Here is an 18081-nt window from a genome sequence, read left to right on the forward strand (position 1 = left end):
GCGGGTCAGGCCTTGCGCGCCCGCTCGATGATCTCGTCGATCACATCGTTCTTCGCGTCGGCGTAGTTCTGCACGTATTCCCAGACCTGCGCGGCGAGTTCGCGTTTCTTCGCCAGGTACAGCGCCAGTTCCTCCGGATGGCTGCGCAGCCGGTCGCGGAACAGCCGGTACCGCTCGGTCTGGCCGTTGCCGGGCGAATGGACGTGCAGGTTGATGTTCGTGTCCGGCCCCTTGAACAGACGGTGTTTCTCCCAGTCCGGCTCGCGGATCACCAGCCGGTAGCCCGCCGCTTCGAGATCGGGGACATATGCCGCTTCGTCGTCCGAATCGGGCACTTCGAGCAGAATGTCGACGACCGGTTTGGCGGCGAGCCCCGGCACCGAGGTGGACCCGACGTGTTCGAGCAGCAGCACGCGATCCCCGAGCACGCCGCGAATCCGCGCCGCCTCGCGTTCGTAGAGCCGCGGCCATTCCGGGTCGTACTCGGCGAGGGTGATGGTGGTGCGGTGTTTCGGAGCCTCGCCGACCCACGCCGCTTGGATTTCTTCCTCGCCGAACTGTTGCCTGGTCACAGTGATTCCCCCTGTTGCTGGCTGAAAAGCAGCCCGCCAGGATATCAGGAAATCGGCAGCGGCAGGATGTTTCCGCTCGCCTCGCGCAGCGCCGCCCGCATTTCCTCGCGCGGCGCCGGTCGCCCGGTGAAGTGCTCCGCTTGCCCGAATGCCTGGTGCAGCAACATGTCGAGCCCGGTCGCGAGCCGTCCGCCGCGCCGCTCGACCGCCTCGGCCAGCGGCGTCGGCCACGGGTGGTAGATCACGTCGAGCACACTGCCGATGCGGGACAGCTCCGCGAGGTGCGGCACGACCGCGTCCGGCGGCACTGTGTTGACCAGCACCGCTGTGGCGTCCGGCAGCTCCGCGAAGTCCGCTTCGGACCAGCGCAGCACGTCCACGTCCAGGCCCGCGCGCTTGGCCGCGTCCACGGTTTCCGAAGCTCGCGCCGGTTCTCGCACCACCAGACGCACCGTCGTGACGCCCAGCTCGGCCAACCCGACGACTGCGGCGGCAGCGGTGCCGCCCGCGCCGAGCACCACGGCCTGGTCGCCCGCGGAAGGCGAGTAACCGCCGGCGCACCGCAGGGCTCCGGTCACTCCCTCGACATCGGTGCAGTCGGCGAGCCAGCCGTCCGGACGGCGCACGAGCGTGTTCGCCGCGCCGACCGCGGCCGCGCGCGGGGCGACCTCGGCGGCGTAGTCGAGTGCGGCGCGTTTGCCGGGCATGGTGACCGAGAGCCCGACCCACTCCGGGCCGAGACCGTCGACGAAACCAGGCAGCTCGGCGGCGTCCGTTTCGACGCGGTCGTAAGTCCAGCCGTCCAGGCCCAGCGCCGCGAACGCCGCGCGGTGCAGCACCGGCGACAGCGAATGCGCCACCGGCTTGCCCAGCACCGCCGCGCGGCGCGGCCGGTCACTTGATGACGCCACGCTGCTCCGCCAGAGCCCTGTTCGCGTTGTGCTGGTCGTTCGTGACCGCGAAGCAGGAATGCCCGTCCATCTCGCATTTCACGAAGTACACCCAGTCGCCGGGAGTCGGGCTGACCGCTGCCTTGATCGCGTCCATGCTGGGCACCGCGATCGGCGTCGGCGGGAGACCGTAGTTGGCGTAGGTGTTGTACGGACCCGCTTTCGCCCGGTCCTCGGGTTTCGTGAGCAGCGTCGGGCGGTCCAGCACGTAGTTGACCGTGGAGTCCAGCTGCAACCGGATGCGCTGCGCGAGCCGGTTGTAGATCACCCGCGAGATCTTGCCGAAGTCCGGCTTGATCGCCTCGCGCTCGATGAGCGACGCGATGATCAGCGTCTGGTACGGCGACATGCCCGGCCCGGTGTTCTGCGCGGTGAGCCCGGCCGCCTGGATCGAATCGGCCGACTGCTTCACCAGGTCGGTGATCAGCTCGGTCGCGCTCCAGCCGGGTTTCACGTCGTAGACGCCGGGCGCGATCAGGCCTTCCAGGCGTTTGTCCTTGCTCAGCGCCTTGCCCGCGTCGGCCAGCGCCCATTCGGGCGCGCCGAGCGCCTTGAGGTCGGCGTCGGCGACGGTCTTGCGCAGCTGATCGACCGGAATGCAGGTGCTCTTGCCGCCCAAGGTCGCACACGACGCCTTCGACATCAGGCTGTACACGCCCGGCGTGACCTTGCCGTTGGGCTGGGTGATGTCGTCGAACTGCGTGTACGGCCGGATTTCCAGCCGTCCGACGCGCGCGGTCGGCGACGTGATGAGGTCGACCGCTTCTTCGCCGGACATGTGCTGGCGCATCAGGTAGTAGCCCTGCTGGATCTTGCTGAGCGCGGTGTTCTCCGCGCCCGCCTTCACGAACGCCCGGGAACTCGCGACCACGCCCGCGTCGGTGAGCTTCGCGCCGATCGCGGACGTCGTGTCGCCCTGTTCGACCTGCACGAGCGCGTCGCCTTCGCCGGAACCGTCGAAGTCCGCGTAGCCGAAGATCTTCTGGTACCCGAAATAGGCGCCGCCGCTGAGCAGGACGAGCACGAGCACCGCGGCGATCCAGCCGATCGCGCGCTTGCGCTTCTTCTTGCGCGGCTTCTTCGCGGGCGGCTCCTCGACCGGCGGCTCGGCCGCGTCTTCGGGGTAGCCGTCCTCGTCGTAGCCGTCGTACTCGTCGTCGTAGTCCTCGTACTCGCCGTAGTCGTCGTACTCGTCCTCGAAGAGGCCGTCGATCGGCTGCTCGTCCGGGTGCTCCGGTTCGTGCGCCGCGGCGGGCACGGCGGGGATCACTTCGGTGGGCTGCTCGACCGGCTGCCGTCGCGGCGGCTGGTTGCGCGGATCGCGCGGCATCGAAGCGTCCGCGAAACGCGGATCGCGCGGCATGGAAGCGTCGGCGAACCGGGGATCCGGCGGCATCGACGCCTCGGCGAACCGGGGATCGCGCGGCATCGAAGCGTCGGCGAAGCGCGGGTCCGGCGGCATCGACGCGTCCGCGAACCGGGGATCGCGCGGCATCGAGGCCTCGGCGAACCGGGGATCCGGCGGCATGGAGCCGTCCGGCGGCGGAGCGGGAGCGCGCCGGGCCGGAGGAGGCGGCGGCATCTCCGGCGCCCGGCGACGGCCAGGTGCGGCGGCTTCCACCGGCACGTCGGCATCGTCCCGGCGACGGCGGCCGGACGGCGGCTCGACGTCGACGGGCGGCGGAACGTCCTCGCGCCGACGGCGACGGCCGGCTGGCGGCTCGGCAGGCGACGGCGCGTCCTCGAACCGGCGACGGCCTGCCAGAGGTTCAGCCTCGACCGGCGGCGGAACGTCCTCGCGCCGACGGCGTCGACCGGCTGGCGGCTCGGCCTCCGCGGACGGAATGTCGTTCCCGGCCACCGGTGCTTCGCCCGGAGTTATGCGGCGCGGCCGCGCTCGGGGAAGGTCGTCGGCCGCGTGCGGCGGCAAGTCCCAGTTCTCCGTCGACCGCTTCGGCCGGTCCTGCGGCGCGACCGGACGGCGGCGCCGGGCCGGCGGAGCCTCAGCGGCCGGGCGGCGCGGCGGTTCGGCCGGAGGCATCGCGTCCGGTGCGACGCGGCGGGTCGGTTCGCCGGCCGGGCGAGGGGTTCCCTCGGGCGCGCGTCGGCGGCCTTCCGCTGCCGGAAGCCGCTGAGGCACGTCACCTCGCGGACGTCGTCGTTCGCCAGGCGGCGTGCCTTCCGGCGCCGCGCGGCGGGGAGGGGGTTCGTCTTCGGGCTCGCGTCGCCTGCGCCGTCCGCCCGGGGCGCCGGAACCCGCCGCGGGGTCCGGCACGTCCGGGTTGTCGGGGTTGCGCAGCCGACGGCGGCCACCCGGGTCGCCGGGGCCGCGGGGGTCGGTCATGAGTCGCCTTTCCGGGCGCGGTGCGCGGCGGCGGCGTCGAGCCAGGCTTGCAGGATCTCGACTGCCGCTGCCTGGTCCACCACGGCGCGCTGCTTGCGTCCCTTGACCCCCCGCTGGGACAGCATTCGCGACGCGGTGACCGTCGTCAACCGCTCGTCTGCCAGCCGCACGGGCACGTCCCCCACGCGCCCGGCGAGCTTCTCCGCATACGCGAGCGCGATGTCCGCGGCCGCGCCCTGCCGGTTCGCCAGCGTCCTCGGCAAGCCCACGATCACCTCGACCACCTCGTGTTCGGTGACGAGATCGGCAAGCCGGTCCAGATCGCTGTCGTCCTTCGCATCACGGGAGAGGGTAACGAGCGGGCTCGCGAGCACGGGGGCGGGATCGCTCAGCGCGACCCCCACCCGGACAGACCCGACATCGACCGCGAGCCGCCTGCCCCGTCCCGGATCGGACTCGCCGGGCCGATCCGGGCCTCTCCTGCGGTTAGCGGCCAAGGTCCGCGACCGCCGCGCGCAGCGCCGTCACGGCCTGCTCCGCGCCCGCCGGGTTGCTGCCGCCGCCTTGGGCCATGTCCGGCTTGCCGCCGCCGCGTCCGCCGATCGCCCCGGCGAACGACGGCACGAGCTTGCCCGCCGCGATTCCCTTGTCGCGCGCCGCCGAGGTCGTGGCGACCACGAAGGCCACCTTCTCCCCCGAGGGCGCGAACAGCGCGACCACACCGGCGCGGTCGCCCAGGCGGCCGCGGATGTCGGACGCGAGCGCGCGCAGGCCGTTGCCGTCGACGTCCGGCACGACCTCGGCGACCACCGAGACGCCGGAGACGTCCTGCGCCTTGTCCAGCAGCGCGCCCGCCGAGCCGAGCACCTGCTGCGTGCGCAGCTGCTCGATCTCCTTCTCCGCGTTCTTCAGCCGGGACAGGACGTCCTCGATCCGGCCGGGCAGTTCCTCGGACGGCACCTTGAACGTGTTCGCCAGCTGCGACACGAGCAGCTGCTCCTTGCGGACGTGCTTCAGCGCGTCCGGTCCGACCAGCGCCTCGACGCGGTGCACGCCGGAACCGACCGACGCGTCCGACACCAGCTTGACCAGGCCCAGCTGGCCGATCCGGCCGACGTGCGTGCCGCCACACAGCTCGCGCGAGTACTCGCCCATGTCGACGACGCGGACGTCGTTGCCGTACTTCTCGCCGAACAGCGCGACCGCGCCCAGCTCGAGCGCCTTGTCCTTGGTCGTGGTGTAGCTCTGCACCTCGACGTCGGTCTGCAGGTAGTCGTTCACTTCCTGCTCGACCTCGGTGAGGATGTCGGCCGACACCGCACCCGGCGTGGTGAAGTCGAACCGCATCCGGCCCGGCGCGTTGAGCGAACCGGCCTGCGCCGCGCGCTTGCCGTACGCGCCGCGGACGGCCGCGTGCACGAGGTGCGTCGCCGAGTGCGAGCGCTCGATCGAGAGCCTGCGGTTCGCGTCCACCGATCCGGTGAGCCGGGTGTCGATCCCGACCTCGCCCTGGGTGACCTCGACGCGGTGCACGAACAGGCCCGGCACGATCTTCTGCACGTCGAGCACCTTCAGCTCGACGCCGTCGCCGACCAGGACGCCGGTGTCGGCGATCTGCCCGCCGCTCTCGGCGTAGAACGGAGTGCGGTCGAGCACCAGCTCGGCCTTGCGGCCCGCGGCGACGCTGCGCACCGGCAGGCCGTCCTCGAGCAGGCCGACGACCTTCGCGTCCGCCTGCAGTTCGGTGTAGCCGAGGAACTCGGTTTCGCCGTGCTGCTCCAGCACCTTGCGGTACTCGGACAGGTCGCCGTGGCCGCTCTTGCGCGACGCCGCGTCCGCCTTCGCGCGCTTGCGCTGCTCCTCCATGAGCGTGCGGAACCCGGCCTCGTCGACGGTCAGGCCCTGTTCGGCCGCCATCTCCAGCGTCAGGTCGATCGGGAAGCCGTAGGTGTCGTGCAGCTGGAAGGCCTTGTCGCCGGCGAGCACGTCGCCGCCGCCCTTCTTCGTCTCGGCCGCGGCCAGGTCGAAGATGCGCGAACCGCTGGTGAGGGTGGCGAGGAACGCCTCCTCCTCGACGCGCACGACCTCGGAGATCCGGTCGAAGCCGCTGACCAGCTCGGGGTAGGTCGGGCCCATGGTCTGGCTGACGACCTTCGCGAACTCCTGCAGCACCGGCTCCTGCACGCCCAGCAGACGCGTGGAGCGCACGATGCGGCGCAGCAGGCGGCGCAGCACGTAGCCGCGGCCGTCGTTGCCGGGGGTGACGCCGTCGCCGATCAGCAGCACGCCGGTGCGCGCGTGGTCGGCGATGACGCGGAAGCGAACGTCGTCGGCGTGGTTGGCACCGTAGCGGCGGCCGGAGAACTCCTCGGCGCGGCCGATCACCGGGCGCACCAGGTCGGTCTCGTACACGTTCTCGACGCCCTGCAAGATCGTCGCGACGCGCTCGACGCCCATGCCGGTGTCGATGTTCTTCTTCGGCAGCTCGCCGATCGGCGGGTGGCCCAGCTTCGGGCTCAGGTCGCCGCGGACGTCCTGCATGAAGACGAGGTTCCAGATCTCGATGTAGCGGTCTTCGTCGGCGACCGGGCCGCCCTCGCGGCCGTACGCGGGGCCCCGGTCGTAGTAGATCTCCGAGCACGGGCCGCCGGGACCGGGCACGCCCATGTCCCAGTAGTTGTCCTTGCCGTCGCGGACCTGGATCCGCTCGCTGGGCAGGCCGGTGAGCTTGCGCCACAGCCCGGCCGCCTCGCTGTCCTTCTCGTAGACCGTCGCCCAGATCCGGTCCGGGTCGAGGCCGAAGCCGCCGTCGTCCTGGGACTTGGTGATCAGCTCCCAGGCGTTCTCGATCGCGCCTTCCTTGAAGTAGTCGCCGAACGAGAAGTTGCCCGCCATCTGGAAGAACGTGTTGTGCCGGGTGGTCTTGCCGACCTCGTCGATGTCCGGCGTGCGCACGCACTTCTGCACCGAGGTCGCGCGCGGGTAGGGCGGCGGGGCCTCGCCGAGGAAGTACGGCTTGAACTGGACCATGCCCGCGTTGACGAACAGCAGGTTCGGGTCGTCGAGGATCAGCGGGGCGCTCGGCACGCGCGTGTGGCCCCGGCTCTCGAAATGGCGCAGGAAACGGTCGGTGATCTCGTGTGTGTCCACGGGTACGTCCTTGTGCTGAAGACCCGGCTTCGGCCGGGGAAAGGAAACGGGGGTCGGAGGCGGCGGAAGGCGCGCGGAGATCAGCCCTCCGCCCGGCGAGCTCGCCGGGCGGGGCGACGTGCGGCGTGCCTGCCCGCGCCCGAAGGCGGCGCGAGCACGGCGGTCCGCTCCTCGACCATGTCGTGCAGCTCCTGTTCCCGTTCGTTCATCCCGGCGCGCACCTCGGCGCCGAACGAACCGACGGCGCCCGCGAGTTCCCGCACGGCGTCGCCCAAGTTCGATGCTAACCCGGCGGGCGTGGCCTGACGAGCGGTTTCGCTCGCCTTGCGGCTCAGCGCGACTCCGGCGACGACCCCGACCCCGAGCCAGAACAGCCGCTTCACTTCTTCCCCCGGCGGGCCGGGCGCTGCGCCTTGGCGGCCTTCGCTTCCTGCTTCTTGCGGCGCGCGCGGATGGCTTTGCTGATCCCGTACGACAGCGCGGCCGTCTTCACCAGCGGACCGCCGAGCGTCGCGGTGAACACCGACGAGAGCGCGGACACGTTGCCGCTCACCGCCTGCGCGTTCGAGGTGATCCCGTCGACCCGCTCGAGCTGCGTGTTGACGTGCGTGATCGTCTCGTTGGCCCCGATCAGGATCGGGTCGCTGTTCTCGTGCGCCTTGCGGATCGCGATCGTCGCCTCGTCCAGCGTGCGGCCGAGCTTGAGCAGCGGGATCGCCAGCAGCAAGACCAGCAGTACGAAAGCTCCTGCGGCGATCAGCGCGGCGATCTGCCCTGCCGACACGGGCCCTCCTCGGGTGGTGCGGGGTCTTAGGTGGTGTGAGGTTACCGCCTGCGGCGCTTCTCGGCGGGGACCCCCCGCCGCAGTGGTCACCCAGCGCAGTCGCCGTCACGGAAAACAGTTCGCGCAGACGCGCTCCGGCTGGTCTGCTCGCCTCATGGACTCCTCGAACGGACGCGGCCCGCTCCCCCGCGTGCTGGCCGGGCCGGGCGGTCCCGCCGCCGACGTGCTCGCCGGCCTTCCCGGCGCGGACCTGACCACGCTGCAACTGGAAGTAGCCCGCCGCCGAGCCGCGAAACTGCGCGGACCGGACGTCCTGCGCCGCTACCGCGAGGACCGCTTCACCACGCCCGCGCCCTTGCCGTTCGAGGTTCTGCGGCGGGTCGAAGATTCCCTGCTTTCCGCCGCGCCACCGGAATTCGAACGAGTGACGCTCTCCCCGGTCGTCCCGCTCGGCGCGCATTCCGCAGTGGCCGGACTGGCCCAGCACCGGGTCGTCCCCACTGGGCGCGGCACGGAAGTCGCCGCGGACCCGACGAACGGCCTCGCGCTGGAAGCCGCAGTCCGCCGCACCGGTGCCGCGCCGGTGCGCCTCGCCACCGTGCAACGCATCGTCCGAGCCCAGCTTCCGGCCCCCGGGTTCTTCGCCCACTTCTCGCTGTTCGCCGCCGTTACCGCCGGTCGCGACCGAGGCAGCCGGTCCTTCGAACGCGAACACCTGATTGAGCACGCGCGACTGCTCACCACCGCCGTGCGTGCGGCCGGCGCCCGCGCCGCAGGCTTCCAAGTGACCACTTTGGACACTCGCTTCGCCGATTTCGCCGCCTCAGTGCAGGAATCGTTGCCCGGCGTAACCGTCTCCGAGGCCCCGGACCGCGCAGCAGGCCGCGATTACTACTCCGGCCTTTGCTTCACCGTCACCGCGGACTTCGGCACCGGACTAGCCCCCGTCGGCGACGGGGGATTCACCCCATGGACCGCGCGGCTGCTCGGCAACGCGAAGGAACGCCTGCTCGTCTCCGGCATCGGCGTCGACCGCGTCGCGTCACTGCTCAACGCTTGACGATCCCCTCGTACACCGCCGCCATGTCGTCCTCGCCATGCCCCGCCTCGACCGCGGTTTCCAGATGCGCCAACGCAGCCGCCGCCCCACCGACGTCGATCGCGTCCCCCGCGGCCTCGACGACAAGCCGCGCGTCCTTCGCCGCGAGCGACGCCGGGAAACTGGTCGGGTACTCGCCGGAGAGCATCATGGGTCCTTTCGCTCGCGCGTAAGGCACGTCGAACCCGGTGCCGCTCATCACGTCGAAGAACAACTGCGGATCCACCCCGAGCACTTTCGCGAGGGCGAGGCTTTCCCCGGCGCCGTTGGTGAGCGCGAGAATCCAGGCGTTCATCACGAGCTTGAGCCGTGTCGCCGTCCCAGGTTCGGTGCCGAGCCAGCGAGTCCGGGAACCAATCGCGTCGAACACTTCCGCCGCCCCGTCGTGCACGTTGTCCGGCCCGGCCGCGAGCACCTGAAGCTGCCCCTGTTCGGCAGGACCCTTCGTCCCCATCACCGGACAATCAACGAACGGCACTCCCGCCGCGACGGACGCCTCCGCAAGCCGATCAGCCCACTCGATCCCGACGGTGCTGGTCTGCAGCCAAATAGTCCCCGGTTCGAGCGAAAGCCCCCGAAACACCTCAGCAACCGCCGGCCCGTCCGAGAGCATGGTGACCAGGAAGTCGGCCCCCTTCACCGCTTCACCAGGCGACTCGACGACGGTGACGCCCTCCGCGGCAAGCGGCTCAGCTTTGGCCCGAGTCCGGTTCCAAGCTCGCACGGTCACCCCAGCGCGAGCAAGATTGGCGGCCATCGGACGTCCCATGATCCCGGTACCGAGAAACGCGACTGTGGTCATCCGGCCATCGTGCCGCCAGACACGCAGATCGGCAGGATCAGCGGCGCGACAGCCCGGAACATGCCGCGATCAATACTGCGCAGTCCGGGAGGGGAACCCTGAACCCATCACCCACGCAACGCAGGCGACCCACCGGCCCGCTCCGCAACCAGTTCCTGAATCCCAGGGAACTCCCCCGGCGACACAACTCGCCCCGCCCCGCCAGAAGTCCCAGCACCAGCACGCCGAACCCGAACAGTCACATAGCCTGCCCGCCCGTCGTGCCAATGCCGAACCCCAGCCGGAACCGTCAGCACATCCCCCGGCTCGCACAACACCGCATGCACCTCCCGCCCGGCGTGCAAGTACCACACCGCGGCCCCGCGCACGAAAAACCGGTCCTCGACCTGGCCCAAACTGCGCTCCACCAGCGAAGGCTCCCCGGCGACCACATCCGCCGAGCAATCCCCGCCGCCCAGAGCCTCGATCAACCCCCGGTACCGGTCCAGCAAACCCTCATCGGAGCCGCTCTCGGCCACGGGCCACCGGGCAAACCCAGCCCCCACCCGTCCCAGCTCGGCGACGATCGCCCCCGTGTCCTCAGTCCGCAGCAGCACATGCCCGGGCTGATCATCAGGCCAGACGGTCAACAACGTCATCGCCGCCCCCTCTCCTTGCAGAGGAGCAACCGACGACACCGCCGGATGTTCCCGGCCCACCCCGAAGAGTGGCGACCTTCACTAGCCCCCGCTGACCGGCACACTCACCCCTGTCGCTCCCCTCGAATCGTCCGCCGCAACCGAGGCACCCGCTCGGCCAGCGTCCGCTCCCCGCCACGCTGCGTAGGCTCGTAGTAGTCCCGCCCCACCAGCTCATCCGGCGGATACTGCTGAGCCAGCACGCCCTCCGGCACGTTGTGCGGATACCGATATCCCTGGGCATTGCCCAGCTGCTTCGCCCCCGCGTAGTGCCCGTCACGCAGATGCGGCGGCACGGTCCCGATCGCCCCGGACCGAACGTCGCTCAACGCCGTATCGATCGCCGTGACCACAGCGTTCGACTTAGGCGCGGTAGCCAGATGGATCGTCGCCTGCGCCAACGCGAGCCGCCCCTCCGGCATCCCGATGAACTGCACCGCGTGCGCCGCCGCGACCGCCGCCTGCAACGCCGTCGGATCCGCCAGCCCGACGTCCTCGCTCGCGTGCACCACCAACCGCCGCGCGAGGAACCGCGGATCCTCCCCCGCCTCGATCATCCGAGCCAGATAGTGCAACGCCGCGTCGACATCCGACCCGCGGATCGACTTGATGAACGCGCTGATCACGTCGTAGTGCTGATCGCCGTCACGGTCATAGCGCACCGCCGCCTTGTCCACAGTGGACTCGACAACGGCGAGATCGATCGTCTTGTTCTCCGTGGCGGACGCGGCATCCGCGGCCGCCTCCAATGCCGTGAGCGCCCGACGCGCATCACCGCCGGCAAGCCGCACGAGGTGTGCCCGCGCGTCGTCAGTCAGCGTGAGCTCGCCGCCAAGCCCGCGCTCGTCGGCGAGCGCGCGCTCCAGCACCGCGACGATGTCGTCGTCGGTGAGCGGCCGCAGCTGCAGCACCAAGGACCGCGACAACAGCGGCGACACGACCGAGAACGACGGGTTCTCCGTGGTCGCCGCCACCAGCAGCACCGTGCGGTCCTCGACCGCGCCGAGCAGCGCGTCCTGCTGGGTCTTGGAGAACCGGTGCACCTCGTCGATGAACAGGACCGTGTTCTCGGTGTTGTACTGCCTGCGCCGCCGCGCCTCCTCGATGACGCCGCGCACCTCCTTGACGCCCGCCGACAGCGCGGACATCGCGACGAACCGGCGTCCGGTGGCGATCGACACCAGGTTCGCCAGCGTGGTCTTGCCGGTGCCGGGCGGGCCGTAGAGCAGCACGGACGCCGGGGCGGCCCCCTCGACCAGCCGGCGCAGCGGAGCCCCTTCGCGCAGCAGGTGCTGCTGCCCGACCACCTCGTCGAGCGTGCGCGGCCGCATCCGGACCGCGAGCGGCGACGTCGCCGGGTCGGCCTGCGGTTCGGCCTGGTTCGCTCCGGAGGGTTCCGGCGGCGGCCCCACGTCGGGGTTCACCGTGAAGAGTTCGTCCTGTGCCACGCCGACGACGGTATCCGACCACCCCGACAATCCCGCTCGCCCGGCCCCGCAGCGCCGCCGGAGGGGCAGACTGGGGCGATGGTCTCCTCGGTCGCGGTGTTGTCCGATATCCACGGCGTGCTGCCCGCGCTCGACGCGGTCCTCGCCGAACCCGACGTCCACGCCGCCGACCTGGTGGTCCTGTGCGGCGACCTCGCGGCCGGACCGCTGCCCCGGCAGACGCTCGACCGGCTGGTCTCGCTCGGCGACCGCGCGGTGTGGGTGCGCGGCAACGCCGATCGCGAACTGGTCACGCTCGCGGGCGGCGGCCCCGCCAAGATCCCCGATCCGATCGGCCCGTGGGCGGCGACGCAGCTGCGGCCGGATCAGGTCGCGCTGCTCGCCGGCTTGCCGCTGACGGTCACGCTCGAAATCGACGGGCTAGGCGAAGTGCTGTTCTGCCACGCCACTCCGCGCGACGACGAAGAAGTCGCGCTCGTGGACAGCCCATTGTCGCGCTGGGCGGAGGTCTTGGACGGCGTCACGGCGGAGACGGTGGTGTGCGGGCATACCCACATGCCGTTCCTGCGACTGGCCGACCGGTGCCGGATCGTGAACCCGGGCAGCGTCGGAATGCCTTATGGCACAACGGGAGCACATTGGGCGCGGCTCGGTCCCGGCGTCGAACTGCGGCGCACTGCTTACGACGCGGAGACCGTGTGCCGGGAGTTGGCGGAGACGTCGGAATATCCCGGAATTCAGGACTGGAACGACTATTTCGTACGGAATCCGGCGTCGGACGCGGAGGCGTTGCGGGTTTTCAGCCCACGCGCTCGCGGAACGAGCGCCACATGATGACCGCGGCGTAGGGCAGGAACTCGCGGCCACGCCGCCAAAGCCACGGCACGCCCTTGGCTACGAGCCAGCCGAAGTGCGCGGCAGCGCTTGGTTCGACGCCGCCGGAGCAGGTGAGGCTCACTGGCTGCGGCACCTCGAAACCGGCTGCTGCGGCCAGGTTCGCGAACCCTTCGGCGAGCATGCGGTGGCCCAGTTCGGAAGGGTGCAGGCGGTCGACGCTCCAGACGGTGAGGTCGTAGGCGCCGGGGAGGGTGTCCAGGTTCAGGCAGGCGATGCCTTCTGTTTCCACCACTCGGTCGATCGCCTCGTTCAGTTCCGTGACGCGGGCGCTGAGGGCTCGCTTCAGGGACGGCGGGAGGCGAAAGACCTTGCTGTGGTCGTGGAAACGCACCGGGAAGACGGTGGTGCCGATCGCGGTGAGTTCTCGGACGATCGCGGTGAGGTCCGCGGCGATGGCGTCCGCGTCGAAGTCGGGCCGGAGGGTGTCGTTCATGCCGACTACGACCAGCGCGATGTCTGGGCGGTGCGCGATCGTTTGCGGCAGTTGGCCGGTGCGGACGCAGGACATGCGGGCACCGGTGAAGGACGGGTTCAGGTAGCCGTCTTCGGCGATGCCCAGTGCTTCCGCGACCAACGGGCCCACGCCACGCCAGCCGCCGCGGTTGGGGAGGGGGTCGCCTAGGCCTACTGCCGTCGAGTCGCCTAGGACTGCCAGGCGGGTTGCTCGCCGGGGCTGGGTTTGCGGTCGGGGGGCGGGGGCCGGCTGTGCGGGTGGGGTGACTCCGACGCTGATCACGGTCACGACCAAGACCATCCGGTATCGAGGCTCACCGCTGGTGATGGGGAGGTAACGCGGTATGGACGGAGGTGGGAACTTCCGGTACTGGGGGTCTGGTTTGGGGTGGTTCGGCTCGTCGCCTGGCGGCGACATCGGCCGTCTTGGGTTCCGTGGGGCACCCCGAAGGGGCTGGGTGCCTCGCTCGTTGGGTGCAGCGGCTGCGGTGTCGTAGGTGGTGGGGGCTAGCGCCCCAATGTGGCATTGGGTGCGTCAGACGCACCCAATGTGGCGTTCGGTGCGTGGGATGCACCCAACGCCACATTGGGGCGCATCCGGCAGGCGGGCGCGACGGTCTGTGAAGGGCTCCTTGAGGGAATCCACGTCCGTGAAGGAGCCCTTCACGGACCAGCGGCAGGTCGTAAGGGGAACCCTGAGCGAAGCAGAGTCAATGAGGGTGGCCCTCACGGACAGCGGCGGCGGGTGTGCTGCGGGTCAGCGGAAGGCTGGGTAGAAGGCCAGGTCGGCGTGCGGGCCCAGGCGGGCGGCCAGGGCGGCGGCGACTCTGGTGGAGTGTTCGGCGACCTCGGTCAGGCGCGAGTAACCGGCGTGCCGGGCCAGTTCGCGCCACCACGTGACCAGGGCGGCCTCGCGGCTGACGGGGGTGGCGTGCCTGCTCAGGTTCAGGTGCGGGAGCAGTTCGCGGGTGATTTGCCAGACTTGCAGCATTTCGCTGATCGTGAGTTGCCTCGCCAGCTCGACGTCGTCGGCGAAGGAAGGCCATACGTCGACGATTTCGGCTCGCCAGGCGGCGATCATCGCCTCGCTCATGCCTGCGGGGAGCGCCATCGCGCGCGGGTCCGACACGAACGGCAGCCGCAGGCAGGAGGCGTCGACCAGGGCTGTCCGGACCCGGCCGCGTTCGAAGTCCAGGAAGCGCACTCCGGAGCCGGTGACCAGGTTGTTTTCCGGGGCCAGTTCTACGGGGCTGAACGCGCGGAAGGCGGCCGACCGGGCTTGGGCGACGGCTTCGGCGATGCGTTCGCGCACTGCCTCGGGGACGGGCACGTCCAGCAGCTCGGAGAGAAGTTCTTCGACGTCGTCGGCCAGGCCGGCCAAGCCGTCGTTGTCGGTGCGCACTGGGCCGCCAAGACGGCGCAGCAGGGCGTTGAAATCGGCTTCGCGGCTGGCGGTGCTCGCGTGCAGGCGGCCCAGCGAGCGCGCCCAGGACAGGAGTGCGCGCTCCGCTGCCCGGGAGTCGCGGGCGGCCAATTTGTCCTGCAGCGTCGGTGCGCGGCCCAAATCCTCGATCACCAGCACGCGGTCGCCGCCGTCGTGGGCCAGGAGTTCCGGGCACATTCGCTCGTCCGGGGCCAGTGCGGTGAACAGCTGGTAGCTCACGGCTTCCTGGGCGAACGGATCGACCCGGCCGGGTTCCGGCGGGTCCGGATAGTGCTTGACCACCAGGGTGCGCGGCAGTGCGAAGGAGGAAGACACGACCCGTGCCCGGACGACGATCGCCGGGCCGCTTCCGGAGAGGTGTTCGGGCGAGACCAGCGTGATCGCGCTCCCGAACCGGCGCGTGAGCACCGCCTCGCCCGCCGCGACGGCCGCGGCGACTGCGAGTTCCCCGGCTTCCGCCCGGACTCCAGCGTCGCCGGCGGAGGAGGTGTCGACTGTCATTGTCACCGACCCTACTCGTGACTGAGCAACCATGACCACAACGTTCCGGGCGCCGGGACACGCCCGGAATCACCCACGGGAAAGCGGACGCAGCAACGCGGCGGAACGTTGCTTGCGTCGGCGAACTATCAGCACAATGGCCGCAGCAAGAACGATTCCGAAGAGGTTGACCAGCAGCTGCAGCACCGAAAAACCGGCCCGGTCCCAGCGTCCGGCGACGGCCGCGACCATCGCGTAACCGGCCGCGGGCACCGTCGTCACCGAAATGAACACGCCGACGAGCGCGGCCGATTTCGCCGACGTCATCGCGAGCATTCCGGCCGCCCCGGCGAGCAATGCCACCACGAACGACGCGGGTCCGACCTGGTACACGAAATCGACCTGATGGTTATTGACTATCGCGTGCGGATCGAACAGATCGGCCGAACTGCCGAGCAGCACGCCGAGCAGCGTGATCGCCATCGAGACCGGGAACCCGACGGCCAGCGCGACCCCGGCCCGGCGCACCAGGTCCCAGCGGCGCAGCACCATGCCGACCGCGATCGCGGCGAGCGGGCCGAACTCCGGACCGACCACCATCGCGCCGACGATCGTCACCGACGAGTCGGTCAGCACGCCGACCGCGGCGAGCAGGCACGCGATGGCGAGGAATGCCTGGAACGTCGCGTTCCACCGCGATTCCTCGCCGGTGCGGCCGAGCAGCTCCTGCCACACGACCGCGTCCGCGCCTTCGCCGGGAGCGGCTTCCTCGGCCGCGTCGGCGGCATCGGAAAGCGCTGTGTCCAGCGATTCCATGGTGATGCCGCCGCTGCGGTCGAGACCGAGCGTGCACAACGCGTCGACGATGTCGTCGGCCGCCTCCCGCGCGATGTCCGCCTCGATGAGGTCGCCCTCAGGCGAGACGGACGCCCCGCGGTGCACGATCAGGTGCGCCGCGCCCGGATGGGTGCGCAGCAGCTCCAGCGTCTCGCCAGTGCGCTCCGGCGGGCAGATAGCCCTGAGGTGCAGCACTAGACCGCCCCGCCCCTCCAGCCGTTCTCGACGGACACGCCGCTACTTCTCCGGTGCGGCAGCCGGTTTGCTCTGCGGGACCGCCGGTTTCGCGTCGATGCCGGCTTCCTTGCGCTGCTGCGCGGTGATCGGCGCGGGCGCGGCGGTGAGCGGGTCGTAGCCGCCGCCGGTCTTCGGGAACGCGATCACGTCGCGCAGCGAATCGGCCTTGGCCAGCAGCATCACGATGCGGTCCCAGCCGAACGCGATCCCGCCGTGCGGGGGCGCGCCGAACTGGAACGCCTCGAGCAGGAAGCCGAACTTCTCCTGCGCTTCCTCCTCGCCGAGGCCCATCAGCGCGAACACGCGCTTCTGGACGTCCTCGCGGTGGATACGGATCGAGCCGCCGCCGATCTCGTTGCCGTTGCAGACGAGGTCGTAGGCGTAGGCGAGCGCGTTGCCCGGGTCCTGCTCGAACTTGTCGATCCACTCCGGGGTCGGCGAGGTGAACGCGTGGTGCACGGCGGTCCACTTGCCGGAGCCGACCGCGACGTCGTCGCCGATGTCCTCGACCGGCGCGAACAGCGGCGCGTCCACGACCCACACGAACGACCAGGCGTCCTCGTCGATCAGGCCGAGCTTGCGGCCGATCTCGTCGCGCGCGGCGCCGAGCAGCGGCTGAGCGGCGGAAACCTTGCCCGCGGCGAAGAAAATGCAGTCGCCGGGCTTCGCGCCCGCGGCTTCCGCGACGTTCGCGCGCTCGGTCTCGGACAGGTTCTTGGCGACCGGGCCGCCGAGCGTGCCGTCCTCGTTGACCAGGACGTACGCCAGGCCCTTCGCGCCGCGCTGCTTCGCCCACTCCTGCCAGGCGTCGAGCTGACGACGCGGCTGCGAGGCGCCGCCCGCCATGACGACCGAGCCGACGTACGGGGCCTGGAACACGCGGAACGGCGTGTCCGAGAAGAAGTCGGTGAGCTCGGTGATCTCGAGGTCGAAGCGCAGGTCCGGCTTGTCGGAGCCGTACTTCGCCATCGACTCGCGGTAGGTGATCCGCGGGATCGGGGTGGCGATCTCGTGGCCGATCAGCTTCCACAGCGCCTTGACGATCGCTTCGCCGACCGCGATGACGTCGTCCTGCTCGACGAAGCTCATCTCGATGTCGAGCTGCGTGAACTCGGGCTGGCGGTCCGCGCGGAAGTCCTCGTCGCGGTAGCAGCGGGCGATCTGGAAGTAGCGTTCCATGCCGCCGACCATCAGCAGCTGCTTGAACAGCTGCGGCGACTGCGGGAGCGCGTACCAGGAGCCGGGCTTGAGCCGCGCGGGCACCAGGAAGTCGCGGGCGCCTTCCGGGGTGGAGCGGGTCATCGTCGGCGTCTCGATCTCGACGAAGTCCTGCGCGTGCAGCACCTCGCGCGCCGTGCGGCTGACCTCGCTGCGCAGCCGGATCGCGGCCGCCGGACCGCTGCGGCGCAGGTCGAGGTAGCGGTACTTGAGCCGGACCTCCTCGCCCACGTCGACCCGGTCGTCGATCGGGAAGGGCAGCGGAGCGGCCTCGGACAGCACTTCCAGCTCGGTGGCCAGCACCTCGATCTCGCCGGTGGCGATGTCCGGGTTCGCGTTGCCCTCGGGCCGCTTCGACACCTCGCCGACGACCTTCACGCAGAACTCCGACCGCAGCGCGTGCGCGCGCTCGGCCATCTCGCCCTCGCGGAACACGACCTGCGCGACGCCGCTGGCGTCCCGGAGATCGATGAAGATGACTCCGCCGTGATCGCGCCGCCGCGCCACCCAGCCGGTGAGGGTGACGGTCTGACCGGCCTGCCCGGCACGCAGAGTGCCGGCTTGATGAGTGCGGAGCACTGCGACTGCTCTCCCTAGGTCCACGAGATTTCGGGTGCGGCGGGTGTACGGGGTTGAGCCGAACACGCATTTCGCCGGATACAGAGGCTAACGAACTCGGTGTCCGGGGG

15 protein-coding genes and 1 pseudogene are annotated in these 18081 nt (G+C 70.6%); 2 read left to right on the plus strand and 14 right to left on the minus strand.

Annotated features, from left to right (window positions below; genetic code table 11):
* Nucleotides 1-8 precede the first annotated feature (8 nt).
* The 7 genes and pseudogenes from H4281_RS09265 to H4281_RS09295 form a co-directional block, all read right to left on the minus strand.
* Nucleotides 9-572: pseudogene (locus H4281_RS09265) on the minus strand (GrpB family protein); the annotation flags it as partial.
* 44 nt (nucleotides 573-616) lie between these two features.
* Nucleotides 617-1483, minus strand: a complete 867-nt coding sequence (locus tag H4281_RS09270) for a shikimate dehydrogenase (RefSeq protein ID WP_182890464.1) — start codon at nucleotides 1481-1483, stop codon at nucleotides 617-619.
* Nucleotides 1467-3866: an endolytic transglycosylase MltG gene (mltG, locus tag H4281_RS09275; RefSeq protein ID WP_246411619.1), complete on the minus strand. Its 2400-nt coding sequence runs from the start codon at nucleotides 3864-3866 to the stop codon at nucleotides 1467-1469. The genes H4281_RS09270 and mltG overlap by 17 nt, the downstream gene beginning before the upstream one ends.
* Nucleotides 3863-4363 (minus strand): Holliday junction resolvase RuvX, encoded by a 501-nt coding sequence (gene ruvX / locus H4281_RS09280; RefSeq protein WP_182890465.1) that lies wholly within the window; start codon nucleotides 4361-4363, stop codon nucleotides 3863-3865. The genes mltG and ruvX overlap by 4 nt, the downstream gene beginning before the upstream one ends.
* A complete protein-coding gene (gene alaS / locus H4281_RS09285) occupies nucleotides 4353-7016 on the minus strand; it encodes an alanine--tRNA ligase (protein WP_182890466.1) in 2664 nt (887 codons plus the stop codon). Before alaS ends, ruvX begins: the two co-directional genes overlap by 11 nt.
* 80 nt (nucleotides 7017-7096) lie before the next feature.
* On the minus strand, nucleotides 7097-7399 hold the full coding sequence (locus tag H4281_RS09290) for a hypothetical protein (protein ID WP_182890467.1): 303 nt from the start codon (nucleotides 7397-7399) through the stop codon (nucleotides 7097-7099).
* A complete protein-coding gene (locus tag H4281_RS09295) occupies nucleotides 7396-7800 on the minus strand; it encodes a DUF948 domain-containing protein (RefSeq protein ID WP_067579318.1) in 405 nt (134 codons plus the stop codon). Before H4281_RS09295 ends, H4281_RS09290 begins: the two co-directional genes overlap by 4 nt.
* A gap of 154 nt (nucleotides 7801-7954) precedes the next feature.
* On the opposite strand from H4281_RS09295, the gene H4281_RS09300 reads away from it, so the two are divergent.
* Nucleotides 7955-8860, plus strand: a complete 906-nt coding sequence (locus H4281_RS09300) for a hypothetical protein (RefSeq protein WP_182890468.1) — start codon at nucleotides 7955-7957, stop codon at nucleotides 8858-8860.
* Here the strand turns inward: H4281_RS09300 and H4281_RS09305 are convergent.
* From H4281_RS09305 to H4281_RS09315, 3 genes are all read right to left on the minus strand, one after another.
* A complete protein-coding gene (locus tag H4281_RS09305) occupies nucleotides 8850-9701 on the minus strand; it encodes an NAD(P)-dependent oxidoreductase (protein WP_182890469.1) in 852 nt (283 codons plus the stop codon). The two genes, H4281_RS09300 and H4281_RS09305, sit on opposite strands and share 11 nt — an antisense overlap.
* A gap of 107 nt (nucleotides 9702-9808) precedes the next feature.
* A complete protein-coding gene (locus tag H4281_RS09310) occupies nucleotides 9809-10339 on the minus strand; it encodes a cupin (protein ID WP_182890470.1) in 531 nt (176 codons plus the stop codon).
* 104 nt (nucleotides 10340-10443) lie between these two features.
* Complete coding sequence (locus H4281_RS09315) at nucleotides 10444-11826, minus strand: replication-associated recombination protein A (protein WP_182890471.1); 1383 nt, start codon at nucleotides 11824-11826, stop codon at nucleotides 10444-10446.
* Between the two features lie 78 nt (nucleotides 11827-11904).
* Here H4281_RS09315 and H4281_RS09320 point away from each other — a divergent pair, with 78 nt between their 5' ends.
* Nucleotides 11905-12660 (plus strand): metallophosphoesterase family protein, encoded by a 756-nt coding sequence (locus tag H4281_RS09320; protein WP_182890472.1) that lies wholly within the window; start codon nucleotides 11905-11907, stop codon nucleotides 12658-12660.
* Here H4281_RS09320 and H4281_RS09325 read toward each other — a convergent pair.
* The 4 genes from H4281_RS09325 to aspS form a co-directional block, all read right to left on the minus strand.
* Nucleotides 12626-13477, minus strand: coding sequence for an SGNH/GDSL hydrolase family protein (locus H4281_RS09325; protein ID WP_182890473.1), 852 nt, complete (start codon nucleotides 13475-13477; stop codon nucleotides 12626-12628). The genes H4281_RS09320 and H4281_RS09325 overlap by 35 nt on opposite strands.
* Before the next feature lie 456 nt (nucleotides 13478-13933).
* Nucleotides 13934-15121 (minus strand): phosphotransferase, encoded by a 1188-nt coding sequence (locus H4281_RS09330; protein ID WP_182890474.1) that lies wholly within the window; start codon nucleotides 15119-15121, stop codon nucleotides 13934-13936.
* Between the two features lie 69 nt (nucleotides 15122-15190).
* Nucleotides 15191-16132 (minus strand): DUF389 domain-containing protein, encoded by a 942-nt coding sequence (locus H4281_RS09335; protein ID WP_182890475.1) that lies wholly within the window; start codon nucleotides 16130-16132, stop codon nucleotides 15191-15193.
* Nucleotides 16133-16174: 42 nt separating this feature from the next.
* On the minus strand, nucleotides 16175-17971 hold the full coding sequence (gene aspS, locus H4281_RS09340) for an aspartate--tRNA ligase (protein ID WP_182890476.1): 1797 nt from the start codon (nucleotides 17969-17971) through the stop codon (nucleotides 16175-16177).
* Between the last annotated feature and the right edge of the window lie 110 nt (nucleotides 17972-18081).

This window comes from Amycolatopsis dendrobii (genome assembly GCF_014145675.1).
In the GTDB taxonomy this organism is placed as follows: Bacteria; Actinomycetota; Actinomycetes; order Mycobacteriales; family Pseudonocardiaceae; genus Amycolatopsis; species Amycolatopsis dendrobii.